Below are 14,729 nucleotides of genomic sequence, written 5' to 3'. Positions count from 1 at the left end.
GCCGGACCGACTCACCCGCCGCCCGCCCTAACCCGATCCGTTCCCGCTCCAACGCCGACAATCTCCCTGCCACAACCCACTCCTACCTGCAGAAACGTGGGTGTTGCATCCAAACCTTGAAATCGCCCAGGAGGGCGAGCCGCCTCCAAGATCTGCTCTCCGCTCCAAGATCTGCTTGAGTGCTGCGAGATGAACGAGCCTGCCGCTTCTCTGTTCGCCGGGTTCGGGTGCCGCCGCGGGTGGCTTCCCGGTGCACAGCGCGCCGTAGCTCCGCACGCCGCCGTCGGGCATCCGGGATATGTGGATTTGCGGCATTGAGTGCGCCGTAACTCCACACGTCGTTCTCGGGTATCAGGGATGTGTGGATTTGCGGCATTGAGTGCGCCGTAGCTCCGCACGTCGTTCTCGGGTATCAGGGATGTGTGGATTTGCGGCATTGAGTGCGCCGTAGCTCCGCACGTCGTTCTCGGGTATCAGGGACGTGTGGAGTTGCGGCAACCAGCGCGCCGCTGTTCGACACACCGTTGCTCGTGGGCGGTGACCAGGGACGGGAGAGCGGACCCCACGGCGCGCGGCAACAACAGCAATCGTCCGCCCAGCTCCGCGGTCCCTCGAAGCCAACGCCGGCACCGCTTGACGGACCTCTTCACAGATCTGAACTTGTGATGAGGACAAAAGCTGCATAAGCCGCGAATCGGGCACCACAAGTAGAAGGTCGACGGGGTTTGGCGGAGGCGTAGCGTCGCAGCCCTCGCGGGTCGCGCGTGGTTTCGTTGTTTGAGGTTGATTGAGTGCGTGTGGTGCACGGGTGCGGAGTGAACCGCCTCGCCACACGCTGGGCTCGGGGCGACGGGTGTGTGGGGGTTTGGTGCGGAGCGAACCGCCTCCACGCGCGCGCCTGGAAGGCTCGGGGACGTGACGCCTAAAGGCACATCGGGCGCCCGCGGGTTTGGGCTGGATGCGCGCCGGGGCGGGTCGATGGGGCAGGCCGGGTGGGGTGTGGTGTCCGCGGCGGCGGCGGTGTGGTGGAGTGGGCGGAGGATCTTCTGAGCTAGGAGGGGGTCAATGGCGACCCGACGTCATCAGCGTCCGCTCGAGGACGGGATTGTCCGGGATTTCCGGGTCAACCTGTCGTACGGGCAGTATCTGCACCTCGACGAGATCCTCTCCGCGCAGCACCCGGTCAGCGTGCCCGAGCACCACGACGAACTGCTGTTCATCCTGCAGCATCAGACGTCCGAGTTGTGGTTGAAGCTGATCCGGCACGAGCTGCGCGCGGTGCAGCGCCAGCTCGCCGTGGACGAGTTGCGGCCGGCGCTCAAGGGGCTGGCCCGGGTCAAGCACATCCAGCGGTGCCTGACCGAGCAGTGGTCGGTGCTGGCCACGCTGACGCCCAGCGAGTACGCCGAGTTCCGCAGCTTCCTGGGCACCTCGTCGGGCTTCCAGTCGTACCAGTACCGGGCGGTCGAGTTCCTGCTCGGCAACAAGGATCGGCGGATGCTGTCGATCTTCGACGACGACCCGGCGGCGCAGAAGATGCTCACCGAGGCGCTCGCGGCCCCCAGCGTGTACGACGAGTTCCTGCGCTTCCTGGCCCGGCACGGCCACCCGGTGCCGGCCGACCTGCTGGACCGCGACGTGACCGCGGCGCACGAGTTCCACGCCGGCCTGGTGCCGGTCTTCCGGAACATCTACGAGCATGCGCAGGACCATTGGGAAGCGTACGAGGCCTGCGAGGAACTGGTCGACCTGGAGGACAACTTCCAGCTCTGGCGGTTCCGGCACCTGAAGACGGTGGAGCGCACGATCGGCGTGAAACGGGGGACCGGCGGCTCCAGCGGGGTGTCGTTCCTGCGGGCCGCGCTGGACCTGACGTTCTTCCCGGAGCTGTACGCGGTGCGGACCGAGATCGGAGTGCCGGATCAGTGATGGACGACCTTGCGCTTCGGGCCGAATCGCTGGACGCCGCGGATCCGCTCGCCGCGTACCGGGACCGGTTCCTGCCCTCCGGCGACCTGCTGTGTTACCTGGCCGGCAACTCGCTGGGCCGGCCGCTGCGGGCGACCGCCGAGCTGATGGACGGGTTCATCCGGGGGCCGTGGGCGGACCGGCTGGTCCGGGGCTGGAACGACGAGTGGATGGAGTGGCCGCTGCGGCTCGGCGACCGGCTCGGCGGGCTCGCGCTGGGCGCCGCCGCCGGTCAGGTGGTGATCGCCGACTCCACCACCGTGCTGCTGTACAAGCTGGCCCGCGCCGCGGTGGACGCCCGGCCCGGACGGCGCCGGGTGGTGCTGGACACCGACAACTTCCCCACCGACCGGTACGTCCTCGAGGGCATCGCCGCCGAGCGGGACCTGGACCTGGTGTGGATCGAGACCGACCCGCGCGCCGGCATCCGGGCCGAGCAGGTGGCCGACGCGGTGGACGAGGACACCGCGCTGGTGCTGTTCAGCCATGTGGCGTACCGCTCGGCGTGGATGGCCGACGCGGTGGCGATCAACGCCCTGGCCCGGGCGGCCGGTGCGCTGACCCTGTGGGACCTGAGCCACTCGGCCGGTTCGGTGCCGGTGGACCTGGACGCCTGGGGTGCGGACCTGGCCGTCGGCTGCACGTACAAGTATCTCAACGGCGGTCCGGGCGCGCCCGCGTTCGCGTACCTGCGGACCGGTCTGCAGGAGGAGCTGCGCCAGCCGATCCGGGGCTGGATGGGGCACCGGGCGGCGTTCGAGATGGGGCCGGTCCACGAGTTCGCGCCGGGCGTGCGCGCGCTGCTGAGCGGCACCCCGCCGATTCTCGCCATGGTGCCCCTGCGGGCCAACCTGGACCTGCTCGAAGAGGCCGGCATGGAAGCGGTCCGCGCCAAGTCGTTGCTGCTCACCGGGTACGTGCTGGACGTCGCGGACGAGTGGCTCGCCCCGTTCGGGGTGGAGGTGGTCAGCCCGCGTGACCCGGTCCGCCGCGGCGGGCACGTCACGCTGCGGCGGCCCGGTTTCGACCGGCTGCTCGAACCGCTGTGGCGGGCCGGTGTGGTCAGCGACTACCGCCGCCCGGACGGCCTGCGGATCGGCCCGGCGCCGCTCAGCACCAGCTTCACCGAGGTGTACCGCGGCCTGTCCGTGCTCCGCGAACTGCTGGAGAAACAGCCGTGACCGGCGCCGGGTGGCTGGCCGCCGACTCGCTCTGGTGGGACGGGCGGCTGCACACCGGCGGCGCACTGGAACTGCGCGACGGTGTGGTGACCGGGATGGCCGCGGAGCCGGGTGCCGGTCCGCTGCGCCGGCTGTCCGGCACGCTGCTGCCGGGGTTGTGCGACTTCCACGTACACTCCGCCCTTGTTGATCTTGGCGCCGTGCGGGCCGGCGGCATCGCCGCGGTCTGGGACCTGGGCGGGGTGCCCGCCGAGGTGACCGCCCTGCGCGACCGCGCCGCCGGGCCGGGGTCCGGGCTGCCCCGGATGACCGTGGCCGGGCCGTTCCTCACCGCGCCGGGCGGCTATCCCAGCGACCGTTCGTGGGCACCGCCGGGCAGCTGGCGGGAGGTGCACTCGGCGGCGGACGCGACCGAGGCGGTCGGCGAGTGCCACGCGGCGGGTTCGGAGCTGATCAAGGTGACCGCGCACACCGGCGGCCCCACGTTGCCCGGCCCGGTGCTGGCCGCGGTGGTCGCCGCCGCGCACGCCGCCGGCCTGCGGGTGGTGGTGCACGCCGAGGGATCCGGCACGGTCGAGGCCGCGGTGGACGCGCGGGCGGACCTGCTGGCCCACACGCCGTGGACCGAACGGATCGACGACGGTGCGCTGCGCGCCGCCGCCGGCCAGGGCATGGGCTGGATCAGCACGCTGGACATCCACGGCTGGGGCCGGCCGTCACCGGAACTGGGCGCGGCGGTCGACAACCTGCGGCGGTTCCTGGGGTACGGCGGGAGCGTCCGGTACGGCACCGACCTCGGCAACGGTCCGCTCGTGCCGGGCGTCAACGCACGCGAGATCCGGGCGCTGCAACGGGCCGGGCTCACCCCGGAGGACGTGCTCGCCGCGATGACCGTGGACGCGGGCGACCTGCCGCCGACCTGGATCGCCGACGGGCTGGACCTGGACGGTGCCCGGTTCGCGGATGTGCTCGCCACGGCCCGGGTGGTCGACGCGGAGCCGCCTCCCGGGTGACCGGCCCACCCTCGGTGCCCGGGAACCGGGTGGGATGGCGTACACATGGGGGATGGGTTTGATCGTGGTCACCGGCGCGACGGGACAACTCGGCGGACGGGTGGGCCGGCGGCTCGCCGCGGCCGGTGCGGCCCTGCGGCTCGTCGTGCGGGATCCGGGCCGGGCACCGGATCTGCCCGGCGCCGAGGTCGCCGTCGCGGAATACGGCGACCCGGAGGCGGTACGCCGGGCGCTCAGCGGCGCCGACGTGGTGCTGATGGTGTCCGCCTCCGAGTCGCCGGACCGGGTGTCGCGGCACCGGACGTTCGTCGACGCCGCCGCGGCCGCGGGGATCGGGCATCTGGTGTACACGTCGTTCGCCGGGGCGGCGCCGGACGCGACGTTCACGCTGGCCCGCGACCACGCCGCCACCGAGGACCGGATCCGCGCCACCGGGCTGCCGTTCACCGTGCTGCGCGACAACCTGTACGCCGACTTCCTGACGTTCCTGGTGGGGGAGGACGGGGTGATCCGCGGGCCGGCCGGGGACGGACGGGCGGCCGTGGTGGCGCAGGACGACATCGCCGACGCGGCGGCGGCGGTGCTGCGTGATCCGGCCGGGCACGCCGGGCGCACCTACGACCTGACCGGCCCGGAGGCTCTCACGTTCACCGAGATCGCCGCCACCGTGTCCGAGGTCACCGGCCGGCCGGTGCGCTTCCACCACGAGACGGTCGAGGAGGCGTACGCGTCCCGTCTGCGGTACGACGCCCCGGACTGGCAGGTGGACGCGTGGGTCAGCACGTACACCGCGGTGGCGGCCGGCGAACTGGCCCTGGTGTCGCCGGCGGTCGAGCAGCTCACCGGGCATCCGGCCACCCCGCTCGCCGAGGTGCTGCGCCGGGTTACAGCTTGACGGTCTCGCCGGTGGCCGCGCTGGTCCGGGCCGCGTCCAGGATCTCCATGGCTCGTACCGAGTCGTGCGGGTCGACCGGCACCGGGCCCTGCCCGCGGACCGCCGCGGCGAACGCCGGATAGAACAGGTCCCAGGCGCCGCGCTCGCTGCGGACCGGCGCCCCGGTCGCGCCGCGGTAGAGCCGGCCCCAGGCGTGCTCCGGCTCGACGCCCCACCGTTCGCCCAGCATCGCCGGTGTCCGGCCCGCCTTCAGCGCGGCCTCCTGGGAGTCGAGGCCGTCCACCACGTACGTGCCGGTGGTGCCGGTGACCCGGAAGCGGGGTCCGGGCGCGGCCTGCCGCCAGCTGCCCCAGAGGTGCGACTCGGCGCCGTCGCGGTGCCGCAGCGCCACGAACACGTCGTCGTCCCGTTCGCCGCGGCCGTGCATCTCCGCGTACACCCGTTCGGCCGGGCCGCACAGCAGCAGGGCCTGGTCCACCAGGTGGGCGCCGAAGTCGAGGAGGGTGCCGCCGCCGGCGGCGGGCGGCTCGCGGTCCGGCGCCCAGCGCTCGAAGCGCGACTCGAACCGCCGGATCTCGCCCAGCGTGCCGGAACCGGCCAGCTTGCGCACGGTCCGGAAGTCGGCGTCCCACCGGCGGTTCTGGTAGACGCTCAGGGGCACGCCGGCGTCCGCGGCGGCGTCGGTGACCGCGCGGGCCGCCGGCGCGTCCAGGGTGAACGGCTTGTCCACCACCACGGCCAGCCCGAGCCGGATCGCCTCGTGCGCCAGCTCGGCGTGGGTGGCCGCCGGGGTGGAGACGGTCACCGCCTCGACGCCGGCCGCGGCCAGGTCGGCGAGCGTGTCGAAGGCCGGCACCCCGGCGGGCAGCTCGGCCCGGCGTTCCGGTGACCGGGTGACCACGCCGGCGAACGCGACGCCGGCCGCCGACGCCAGGAACGGGGCGTGGAACAGGCGCCCGCCCGAGCCGTACCCCACCAGTCCGAACCGCACCGCCTCCGTCATGGCAGCAGCTTCGCACACGCGGCGGAAATCCGGTTCCGCCGCCGGGGCACCGGATGCCACCATGACGGCATGACCGCACGCCGAGAGCAGATGATGCGCCCCGACCCGGGGCTGTTCGACGTGCGCTGACCACGACCAGGCCCGGTTTCACCGGGCCCGTGGTTCCGCCGGCCCGGTGGCCGGCGGAAGGACCGTCATGACCGACTTCTACGTCACCACCGCCATCCCGTACGTCAACGGCGCGCCGCACCTCGGGCACGCGCTGGAACTCGTCCAGGCCGACGTCCTGGCCCGGCACCGGCGCGCCCGCGGGCAGGGCGTGCGGTTCCTCACCGGCACCGACGACAACGCGCTGAAGAACGTCACCGCGGCGCGGGCGGCCGGCGTGGACGTGCGCACGTTCGTGGCCGGCAACGCGGACCGCTTCGCCGCGCTGCGCGAGCCGCTCGGGCTCTCCTTCGACGACTTCATCCGGACCAGCGCCGACGCCCGGCACGCGACCGGCGTGACGCGGCTGTGGCGGGAGACCGCGGCGGCCGGCGACTTCTACCGCCGCCGGTACGCCGGGCTGTACTGCGCCGGGTGTGAACAGTTCTACCGGCCGGAGGACCTGGTCGACGGCGCCTGCCCGGAGCATCGGGTGGCGCCGGAACCGGTCACCGAGGAGAACTGGTTCTTCCGGTTGTCGCGCTACCGGGACCGGCTGGCCGAGGTGATCGGGTCCGGGCAGGTCCGGATCGAGCCGGCCGCCCGCCGCAACGAGGTGCTCGGCCTGCTGCGCGACGGCCTGGACGACATCAGCGTCTCCCGGCCGGCCGCGCGGGCCGGGGGCTGGGGCATTCCGGTGCCGGGCGACGCGGACCAGGTGGTGTACGTGTGGTGGGACGCGCTGGCCAACTACGTGACGGCCCTGGACGGCGGTGCCGACGGCCCGGCGTACCGGCGCTGGTGGGTGGAATCGGCCGAGCGGGTGCACGTGATCGGCAAGGGCATCGTGCGGTTCCACGCCGTGTACTGGCTGGCGCTGCTGCTGTCCACCGGCCGCCCGTTGCCCACCGCGGTGTTCGTGCACGACTACCTGACCGTGGACGGCGGAAAGATCGCCAAGAGCGGTGGCCGTACCGTGGACCCGGTCGCGCTGGTGGACGCGTACGGCCCGGACGCGCCGCGCTGGTGGCTGCTGCGCGAGGTGGCCCGCACCGGCGACACCGACTTCACCACGGCGCGGCTGGTGCACCGGGCCGACTCGGAACTGGCGAACGGCCTCGGCAACCTGGTGAACCGCACACTGGCGCTGGTGCACCGGTACCGGGGCGGCCGGGTGCCGGCGACCGGTGCGGTGCCGGCCGGATGCGCCGGGCTGCCGGACCGGATCGACCGCGCGCTGGCCGGTTACGACTTCCGGGCCGCCACCGACGCACTGCAGGCGGCGGTGGACGCGGGGAACCGGCTGGTCGAGGCGGAACGCCCGTGGGAGCTGGCCCGGGCCGGTGCGGCGGACCGGCTGGACGCCGTGCTGGGCACGCTGGTCCGGCTGTGCCGGCTGCTGACCGCGGAACTGGAACCGTTCCTGCCGGCCGGCGCGGCCCGGTTGCGCGGACAACTGCGCGACGGTGACCGGGTAGGTCCCGCGGAGCCGGTCTTCGCCCGATTGGGCCGCTAGTATCCCTGCTGCGCAGGGCACTATCCCATGAGCGTTGTCGGATGGTTGACCACCACCCACATCGGGCCGACGCCGGATAAACAATGGGCCGATGGAGCCCGTCCAGACTCATACCCACACCCCGTTCGCCGACGTCGACGCCATGCCGGCCGAGATGATCACTTTGCTCATCGCGGCGCTCGAGGCGATGTCCCGGCATCCGGAGATCCGGCGCGTGCGGCAGATCGCGCACGACGCGCTGCGGCCGGCGTCCGGGCAACGTCTGCTCGACGCGGGATGCGGCGGCGGCGACGTGGCCCGTGGGCTGGCCGCCGAGGTGGGCCCGGACGGCTGCGTGGTGGCGCTGGACTTCTCGGCGAGCACCATCGAGGCCGCCGGGCGGCGGCACGACGGCAGCCCGGTGGAGTACCGCCTCGGTGACGTGTGCGCCCTGGACCTGCCGGACGACTCGGTGGACGGGGTCTGGTGCGAGCGGGTGCTGCAGCACCTGGACCGTCCGGACACGGCGGTCGCGGAGTTCGCCCGGGTCACCCGGCCGGGCGGGCGGATCTGCCTGATCGACACCGACTGGGACTCGCTGGCGTTCGACGGCCTGCGCGAGGATCTGTCCACGGCGCTGTTGCGCTTCAGCCGGGACCAGTTCCGCCGCGGTCAGCTCGACATGGGCCGGTCGCTGCGCCGGCGGCTGCTCGGTGCCGGTCTGACCGACCTGCAGGCCGTGCCGGTGACCTGTTTCTTCGGTACGCCGGAGTCGGCCGCCGTGGTGCTGCCGATGGTGAACCCGGACCTGCCCGCGGACGCCGGGATGTGGCCGGACGGCCTGCGCGAGTCCTGGTTCGCCGAGGTGGACCGCGCGGGGGCGGCCGGCGAGTTCCTGGCCGTGCTGACCCTCTGGGTCGCCGCCGGCACGGTCTGACTCACCCGCCCGCGACGGACCCGCGGCGCAGGTGGCGCAGCTGGCTGTGCAGGCGTTCGTGCATCAGGTCCACGGCCTCCCGGACGCTCGGCGCCATGGCGTGCGCGTGCAGCATCACGCCGTCCGCGTCGACGTGGGCGACCGCCCAGTCCCCGGCGCTCATCGACTCCAGCAGCAACTGGACCTCGAGCACCGGCCCGGGCACCCGCCGCAGCGCGTCGCGGACCTTGTCGATGGCGTACTGCTCGCAGTCCGCCGCGTCGCGGCCGTGTGCGCGGACGCGCGGCACCGGCAGTTCGGCGAGATACGTCATGTCGGCCTCCGACGGCTCAACCGGGCAGGCGGCCGGGTACGGCCATCAGGTAGCCCTGGCCCAGGACCACGCCGAGGCTCTGCAGCTTGTCCCGCTCCGCGTCGGTCTCGATGCCCTCCGCGATGAGCAGGGCGTCGATGTCGTGCGCGAAGCTGACCAGGGACCGGGCCAGGGCCGAACGGACCGGGTCGGCGTCGATGTTCCGGGTGAGCGTGATGTCGAGTTTGATGATGTCGGGACGCAACTGCAGGATGTGACTGAGGCTGGCGAAGCCGGCACCGGCGTCGTCCACGGCCAGCAGGATGCCGGCCTCGCGGAGCCGGTTGGTGGCGGCCACCAGCGCCGGGTAGTCGGTCACCTGGATGTGCTCGGTCAACTCGACCGTGATGTCCCGGTGCGCGTGGGCCAGCAGGGTCTCGCACACCCGCGGGCTCATCAGCGCCTCGACCGAGAGGTTGGTGCTCAGCCACACCCCGGACGGCAGGTCGTCGAGCCGTTCCAGAGCGCACTCCACGGCGAGCAGCTCCAGGTCCACGCCGATCCCGGCGTCGTGGGCGGCCGCGAAGGCGTGCGTGGGCGACGGGAAGTGCTTCTGTTCGAAGCGGGCCAGCGCCTCGTAGCCCCAGACGGTGCCGTCGTCGAGCTGCACGACCGGCTGGAAGGCCATCTCAATGGCCTGGGCATCGATCACTTCGCCGACCGTGCGGCGACTGGTGGTCCCGAGCAGCGAAGGTGTCATGGCCGAAACGATCGGCGCCCTACCTCAACGCATCCTCAATGACAGGTCAGGTTCACCCATCGACCCGGCGCCAGTACTGTCGCTTGCGTTCGTCCCGCACCACGAACCCCAGCCGGGCCAACTCGTCGCGCAGTTCCGCGGTGTCCCGGTCGTCGCCGGTCCGGATCGCCTCCTGCCGTGCCGCGAAGACCGCGTGGGCCTCCGGCGGCACCTGCGGCGAGTCCGGGATCCACCGCCGGTACGCGTCGGCGTACGGGTCGCGGTCCGACCAGGCCACGCCGTGCGCCGCGAACGCCGGCCGCAGCCGCTTCGGGGACAGGTGCGCCGGCTCCCGGGCCAGCTCGCGTCCGGTGCGCCCGAGCAGGACCAGCCGCTCGCCGTCGCGGAACGCCATCGCCACGTCGGCCCGCGGCACCGTCCGGGTCACCCCCGGCCGGTGCAGCACCACGTCGGTCCCGGACACCCGGACGGTCAGCGACTCCGCGTCGATCAGCAGCGCCAGCACCGTGCCGGCCACCCCGCCCAGCACCAGCGCCCCGATCGTCGCCTGCGGCTCCGGAATCTGCCCGATCACCCGGAGCGGCCCGCGCAGCGGCGCCCAGGGCAGCTCGACGGCCCAGTCCGCGAGCCGGTCCAGCAGCAGGCACAGGCCGGCCCCGGCGGCCGGTACGCCGAGCCACACCGCGGCCCGCAGCCACCATGCGGTCGCCACCGTCGTCGTCTGTTCGAGCACACGTCGAGTCTTCGACCCGGCGGCCCGGACCCGCTACGGTCGCCGGGCGACGCCCGGATCGACCAAAGTCGGCGCGCGGATCGACCGTCGGCCGCTGCCCGGCCGGCCCGGTGCCGGGTAGCGTCCGGTGGCGTGTGGCGCGGACGGACGGCCCGGCAGTGGCTGCTGGAGGTGGGCCTCGCGGCCCTGGCCGGCCTGCTCGGTGCCGGTTTCCTGCTGATGTCGGTGGCCGAGGACCAGCCGGGGGCGCCGCTCGCCCTCGAGGTTGCCTCCGGCCTGCTCGCGGGCACCGGGCTGGTGCTGTTCCGGCGGACCCGCCCGGTGGCGCTGACGCTGGTGCTGATCCCGCTCGGCATCGTGTTCGGCCTGCCGATGGGCGTCACCCCGATCGCGCTGTTCGCGGTGGCCCTGCACCGGCCGGCCCGGATCGCGGTGGCGCTCGCGGCGCTGCACGCCGCCGCGGTCGTGGTGATCTACTGGATCGCGCTGGGCGCCACCCGGGCCTACGTCGAGGCGGTCGTCTTCCTGGTCCTGCTGCACGTCAGCCTGGTGGCGGTGGCCATGCTGGTGCGGTCGCAGCGGATGCTGGTGCGGTCCTGGGCCGAGCGGGCGCGGCAGGCCGAACAGGGCCAGCGGATGCGCATCGACCAGGCCCGGCTGGCCGAGCGGGAACGCATCGCCCGGGAGATGCACGACGTGCTGGCGCACCGGATCTCGCTGCTCGCCGTGCACGCCGGTGCGCTGGAGGTGCGGCGCGCGGCGTCCGGTGCGGAGAAGCAGGCGGCGGGCGTCGTCCGGCAGTGCGCGTACCAGGCCCTGGAGGATCTGCGCCAGGTCATCGGGATGCTGCGGGAGCCGGCCGCCGACGACCGACCGCAGCCGACGCTGACCGATCTGCCGGCGCTGGTGCAACAGTCCCGGGACGCCGGTGCCGCGGTCGACCTGGACCTGGCCGCCGGTGACCGGGTGCCCGAGGCGGTGGGCCGGCACGCGTACCGGATCGTGCAGGAGGCCCTGACCAACGCGCGCAAGCACGCGCCGGGCGCGCCGGTCCGGGTGGCGGTGCGGGCCGGCGCCGACGACGGCCTGACGGTCGACGTGGGCAACGTGCTCGCGCCGGGCGGCGGCATGCCCGGTGCCGGCGCCGGACTGGCCGGCCTGCGGGAACGGGTCCAGCTGGCCGGCGGGCGCCTCGAGCACGGTGCGACCGCGGCCGGTGAGTTCCGGCTGCGTGCCTGGCTGCCCGGGCGGCTGCCGTGACCCCGGTCCGGGTGCTGCTGGTGGACGACGACGCGCTGGTGCGGGCCGGGCTGACCATGATGCTGGGCGAGTTCGACGGCATCGAGGTGGCCGGCGCGGTCGGCGACGGCGCGGAGGTGCCGGCCGCGGTGCGGACGCACCGGCCGGACGTGGTGCTGATGGACATCCGGATGCCCGGCGTCGACGGCCTCACCGCCACCGAGACGCTGCGCGCGCGGCGCGAGCCGCCCGAGGTGATCGTGCTGACCACGTTCGACACCGAGGACCACGTGCTGCGCGCGATCCGGGCCGGGGCCAGCGGTTTCCTGCTCAAGCACACGCCGCCCGCGGAGATCGCCCGGGCGGTGCGGCGGGTCGCGGCGGGCGAGCCGATGCTGTCGCCGGAGGTGCTCCGCCGGATGATGACGTACGTCGCGCAGGTGGAGGCGGACGCCGGCCGCGAGCGCGCCCGGGCGGCGCTGGACCGGCTCAGCCCGGGGGAGCGCGAGGTGGCGCTGCTGGTCGCGCAGGGACGGACCAACCAGGAGATCGGTACGGCCCGGCGGATGAGCACCGCGACGGTCAAGGCGTACGTGTCCCGGATCCTGACCAAACTCGATCTCACCAACCGGGTCCAGGTGGCCCTGCTGGTGCACGACGCCCGGGCCGGGCGCGGCGGGGCAGACGCGGTGGGTTGAGCGGACACACCGGACGCCCGGCGTCCGCGCTCAGCCAGCGGAGTTGGATCATGGTCGGATGGAAGCCGCCGGCACGCACCACACGCCCTTCACCGATGTCGACACCCTGCCGTCCGACGAGATCGACTGGATGATCGGGATGCTGGACCGGATGTCCGCGGATCCGGAGATCCGGCGGGTGCGGGAGGTCGCGCGGGCGGCGCTGCGCCCGGCGCCCGGGCAGCGCCTGCTGGACGTGGGTTGCGGCGCCGGCGATGTGGCCCGCGACCTGGCGGCGCGGGTCCGGCCGGGCGGCAGCGTGGTGGCGCTCGACTACTCCGCGAGCACCATCGCGGTCGCGGAGCGCCGGCACGACGGCGGCCCGGTGGAGTACCGCACCGGCGACGCGCAGGCCCTGGACCTGCCGGACGACTCGGTGGACGGCGTCTGGTGCGAGCGGGTCGTGCAACATCTGCCCGATCCGGACGCCGCGCTGGCCGAGTTCGCCCGGGTGACCCGGCCGGGCGGCCGGGTCTGTGTGATCGACACCGACTGGCAGTCGCTGGCCCTCGACGGTGTGCGCGAGGAGCTGTACACGGAGGTGCTGCAGGCGCTGGGCGGACTGTTCACCAAGGCGGCCACCGGCCGGTCACTGCGCCGCCGGATGCTCGCCCGGGGTCTCGGCGACCTGGCCGCCACCCCGGTGACGTTGTTCTTCGGCACGCCGGAGTCGGCCGCCGCGGTGCTGCCGTTCGTCGACCCGGCCGCGCCGACCGGCCCGGTCACCTGGCCCGAGGGGCTGCGGGAGAGGTGGCTCGCCGAGGTGGAGCGGGCCGGAGCGGCCGGCGAGTTCCTGGCCGTGCTGACCATCTGGGTGGCCGTCGGAACGGTCCGCTAGCAGGGCACCATGCGGGCCAGCAGGCGGTCCAGCGGGATGCTGGCGAATCCCACCCGGACGTCGCTGGCACCGTACGGCAGCCAGAACCGGCCGTCGTGCACCATTCCCCCGCAGGAGTAGACGACGTTCGGTACGTACCCCTCGCGTTCCGTCTCGTCCGGGTCCATCAGCCCGTCCGGCAGGTCCGCGATCACCCGCTCGGGGTGCTCCAGGTCCAGCAGCATGGCGCCGATCGCGTACCGCCGCATCGGGCCCACCCCGTGCGTGAGCACCAGCCAGCCGGCCTCGGTCTCCACCGGCGACCCGCAGTTGCCGACCTGGATCAGGTCCCAGCCGCGGTGCGGCGTGAGCAGCGGCGTGGCGTGGTGCCACCGGTGCTGCTCGTCCCGCACGGCCAGGCCGAGCGTCTCCCCGTCGGAGCGGCACAGGGCCAGCTTGCGCCCGCCGACGTAGCGGGGGAACAGCGCCATGCCCTTGTTACGGGCGGCCGGGCCGTGCAGCGTGGTCACCTCGAAGTGGCGCAGGTCCCGGCTGAAGATCACCCGGCCGGAGATGTGCCGGCCGTCGTACGCCGTGTAGGTCGCCTGGTAGGCGGGCCGGCCGTCGGGGTCGACGACCTGTACGAAGCGGGCGTCCTCCATGCCGTTGCTCTCCGCCGGGGTGGCCGGCCAGAGCACCCGCTGGTGCAGGGGCACGGTGGCCGGGAACGTGACGGCGTAGTTGCCGGCGACCAGGTGCCGGATCCGGTCGAGGGTCTCCTGGGTGGTGGACCGGCCCAGCAGCTCGGCCGGCACGTGCCCGATGACCTCCTCGAACTCCTCGTCGGTGTAGCGCTCGGGCAGGGCGCAGGCCAGGTACGCCGAGGCCTCGTTGTCGATCTCCGTGTCGATCAGCGCGGCGGCCAGCTGGTGCCGCATGTGCTTGGCGCCGACCCGGTGCCCGATGGTCAGCGGCCCCTCCCGGTCCTCCAGCCGGATGGCGTCGCCGGGACCGAGGATGGCGCTGCAGAACCCGATCGACGAGATGTGACCCTCGCCGATCTGGCGGAGGCTGATCGCGACCCGCAGCTCGCCCGGTTCCAGATCGCTCTGGTCCGGGTGCGGCACCATCGACGGGTTGCACAGCGCCGCGGCCTCGACCGAGAACTCGTGGCTGAAGTACGCGCCGATCAGCGAGCGGGCACTCGGCGACAGCGTCCGGTCGGCCGGCACCCGGTGGCTGACCACGTCGTAGTGGTGCCCGAAGACGCCGAGCAGGTCGTGGTGCCGGCCGGCGAAGCGGCTCTGCACGTCGTCGAGCAGCCGGACGATCTCGTCCTCGGTGAGCCGCAGGATCCGTTCGATCAGGCCGGAGGCACGGTTCTGCACCAGCTGCGCGTCCTCGCCGGGTACGAACAGCTTGATCACCACGCGTCGCGGGTCCGGCGCCATCACCAGCTCGTGCCGGGTGGCGAGGTCGTCGGTGCGGAGCTCGGGAGTGTCCATCGTTGCG

14 protein-coding genes are annotated in these 14,729 nt (G+C 73.5%); 9 read left to right on the top strand and 5 right to left on the bottom strand.

Annotated elements, in window-relative coordinates:
- Positions 1 to 1,065 precede the first annotated feature (1,065 nt).
- Genes LDL48_RS33625 through LDL48_RS33610 form a run of 4 tightly spaced genes read left to right on the top strand, consistent with a single transcriptional unit; the run spans position 1,066 to position 5,057 of the window.
- On the top strand, positions 1,066 to 1,929 hold the full coding sequence (locus LDL48_RS33625; RefSeq protein WP_225259170.1) for a tryptophan 2,3-dioxygenase: 864 nt from the start codon (positions 1,066 to 1,068) through the stop codon (positions 1,927 to 1,929).
- On the top strand, positions 1,929 to 3,149 hold the full coding sequence (gene kynU / locus LDL48_RS33620) for a kynureninase (RefSeq protein ID WP_225259169.1): 1,221 nt from the start codon (positions 1,929 to 1,931) through the stop codon (positions 3,147 to 3,149). The genes LDL48_RS33625 and kynU overlap by 1 nt, the downstream gene beginning before the upstream one ends.
- Positions 3,146 to 4,162, top strand: a complete 1,017-nt coding sequence (locus tag LDL48_RS33615; RefSeq protein ID WP_225259168.1) for an amidohydrolase family protein — start codon at positions 3,146 to 3,148, stop codon at positions 4,160 to 4,162. Before kynU ends, LDL48_RS33615 begins: the two co-directional genes overlap by 4 nt.
- A gap of 52 nt (positions 4,163 to 4,214) precedes the next feature.
- The gene (locus tag LDL48_RS33610; RefSeq protein WP_225259167.1) at positions 4,215 to 5,057 is read left to right on the top strand and encodes an SDR family oxidoreductase; all 843 of its coding nucleotides are present in this window, start codon (positions 4,215 to 4,217) and stop codon (positions 5,055 to 5,057) included.
- Here LDL48_RS33610 and LDL48_RS33605 read toward each other — a convergent pair.
- A complete protein-coding gene (locus LDL48_RS33605) occupies positions 5,047 to 6,060 on the bottom strand; it encodes a Gfo/Idh/MocA family protein (protein ID WP_225259166.1) in 1,014 nt (337 codons plus the stop codon). The genes LDL48_RS33610 and LDL48_RS33605 overlap by 11 nt on opposite strands.
- Positions 6,061 to 6,256: 196 nt before the next feature.
- Here LDL48_RS33605 and LDL48_RS33600 point away from each other — a divergent pair, with 196 nt between their 5' ends.
- Both LDL48_RS33600 and LDL48_RS33595 read left to right on the top strand, forming a co-directional pair.
- On the top strand, positions 6,257 to 7,723 hold the full coding sequence (locus tag LDL48_RS33600) for a methionine--tRNA ligase (RefSeq protein ID WP_225259165.1): 1,467 nt from the start codon (positions 6,257 to 6,259) through the stop codon (positions 7,721 to 7,723).
- Between the two features lie 91 nt (positions 7,724 to 7,814).
- Positions 7,815 to 8,639, top strand: coding sequence for a methyltransferase domain-containing protein (locus tag LDL48_RS33595; RefSeq protein ID WP_225259164.1), 825 nt, complete (start codon positions 7,815 to 7,817; stop codon positions 8,637 to 8,639).
- Between the two features lies 1 nt (position 8,640).
- On the opposite strand, the gene LDL48_RS33590 is transcribed toward LDL48_RS33595, so the two are convergent.
- Genes LDL48_RS33590 through LDL48_RS33580 form a run of 3 tightly spaced genes read right to left on the bottom strand, consistent with a single transcriptional unit; the run spans position 8,641 to position 10,424 of the window.
- Positions 8,641 to 8,952 carry an HPF/RaiA family ribosome-associated protein gene (locus LDL48_RS33590; protein ID WP_225259163.1) on the bottom strand — a complete coding sequence of 104 codons (312 nt, stop codon included), beginning with the start codon at positions 8,950 to 8,952 and terminating at the stop codon, positions 8,641 to 8,643.
- Between the two features lie 16 nt (positions 8,953 to 8,968).
- Entirely contained in the window at positions 8,969 to 9,691 is a 723-nt protein-coding gene (locus LDL48_RS33585) for an EAL domain-containing protein (protein ID WP_225259162.1), read from the bottom strand.
- Positions 9,692 to 9,743: 52 nt separating this feature from the next.
- Positions 9,744 to 10,424, bottom strand: coding sequence for a YqeB family protein (locus tag LDL48_RS33580; RefSeq protein ID WP_225259161.1), 681 nt, complete (start codon positions 10,422 to 10,424; stop codon positions 9,744 to 9,746).
- 132 nt (positions 10,425 to 10,556) lie between these two features.
- Between LDL48_RS33580 and LDL48_RS44755 the strand changes: the two genes are divergently transcribed.
- Genes LDL48_RS44755 through LDL48_RS33565 form a run of 3 tightly spaced genes read left to right on the top strand, consistent with a single transcriptional unit; the run spans position 10,557 to position 13,238 of the window.
- Positions 10,557 to 11,684 (top strand): sensor histidine kinase, encoded by a 1,128-nt coding sequence (locus LDL48_RS44755; RefSeq protein ID WP_225259160.1) that lies wholly within the window; start codon positions 10,557 to 10,559, stop codon positions 11,682 to 11,684.
- Positions 11,681 to 12,361: a response regulator transcription factor gene (locus LDL48_RS33570; protein WP_225259159.1), complete on the top strand. Its 681-nt coding sequence runs from the start codon at positions 11,681 to 11,683 to the stop codon at positions 12,359 to 12,361. The genes LDL48_RS44755 and LDL48_RS33570 overlap by 4 nt, the downstream gene beginning before the upstream one ends.
- 58 nt (positions 12,362 to 12,419) lie before the next feature.
- Positions 12,420 to 13,238 carry a methyltransferase domain-containing protein gene (locus LDL48_RS33565; RefSeq protein WP_225259158.1) on the top strand — a complete coding sequence of 273 codons (819 nt, stop codon included), beginning with the start codon at positions 12,420 to 12,422 and terminating at the stop codon, positions 13,236 to 13,238.
- Here LDL48_RS33565 and LDL48_RS33560 read toward each other — a convergent pair.
- The gene (locus LDL48_RS33560) at positions 13,235 to 14,722 is read right to left on the bottom strand and encodes a glycoside hydrolase family 130 protein (protein ID WP_308016522.1); all 1,488 of its coding nucleotides are present in this window, start codon (positions 14,720 to 14,722) and stop codon (positions 13,235 to 13,237) included. The genes LDL48_RS33565 and LDL48_RS33560 overlap by 4 nt on opposite strands.
- Between the last annotated feature and the right edge of the window lie 7 nt (positions 14,723 to 14,729).

It is taken from the genome of Jidongwangia harbinensis, from assembly GCF_020216025.1.
GTDB lineage: Bacteria > Actinomycetota > Actinomycetes > Mycobacteriales > Micromonosporaceae > Actinoplanes > Actinoplanes harbinensis.
The sequence above is the reverse complement of the archived record's forward strand: the minus strand, read 5'-3'. Positions and strand labels throughout refer to the sequence as shown.

What these genes read in the sequence shown, in the direction of transcription:
- LDL48_RS33625 (WP_225259170.1), top strand. Translation starts at nt 1,066, where the DNA reads ATGGCGACCCGACGTCATCAGCGTCCGCTCGAGGACGGGATTGTCCGG.
- kynU (WP_225259169.1), top strand. Translation starts at nt 1,929, where the DNA reads ATGGACGACCTTGCGCTTCGGGCCGAATCGCTGGACGCCGCGGATCCG.
- LDL48_RS33610 (WP_225259167.1), top strand. Translation starts at nt 4,215, where the DNA reads ATGGGTTTGATCGTGGTCACCGGCGCGACGGGACAACTCGGCGGACGG.
- LDL48_RS33605 (WP_225259166.1), bottom strand. Translation starts at nt 6,060, where the DNA reads ATGACGGAGGCGGTGCGGTTCGGACTGGTGGGGTACGGCTCGGGCGGG.
- LDL48_RS33600 (WP_225259165.1), top strand. Translation starts at nt 6,257, where the DNA reads ATGACCGACTTCTACGTCACCACCGCCATCCCGTACGTCAACGGCGCG.
- LDL48_RS33595 (WP_225259164.1), top strand. Translation starts at nt 7,815, where the DNA reads ATGGAGCCCGTCCAGACTCATACCCACACCCCGTTCGCCGACGTCGAC.
- LDL48_RS33590 (WP_225259163.1), bottom strand. Translation starts at nt 8,952, where the DNA reads ATGACGTATCTCGCCGAACTGCCGGTGCCGCGCGTCCGCGCACACGGC.
- LDL48_RS33585 (WP_225259162.1), bottom strand. Translation starts at nt 9,691, where the DNA reads ATGACACCTTCGCTGCTCGGGACCACCAGTCGCCGCACGGTCGGCGAA.
- LDL48_RS33565 (WP_225259158.1), top strand. Translation starts at nt 12,420, where the DNA reads ATGGAAGCCGCCGGCACGCACCACACGCCCTTCACCGATGTCGACACC.
- LDL48_RS33560 (WP_308016522.1), bottom strand. Translation starts at nt 14,722, where the DNA reads ATGGACACTCCCGAGCTCCGCACCGACGACCTCGCCACCCGGCACGAG.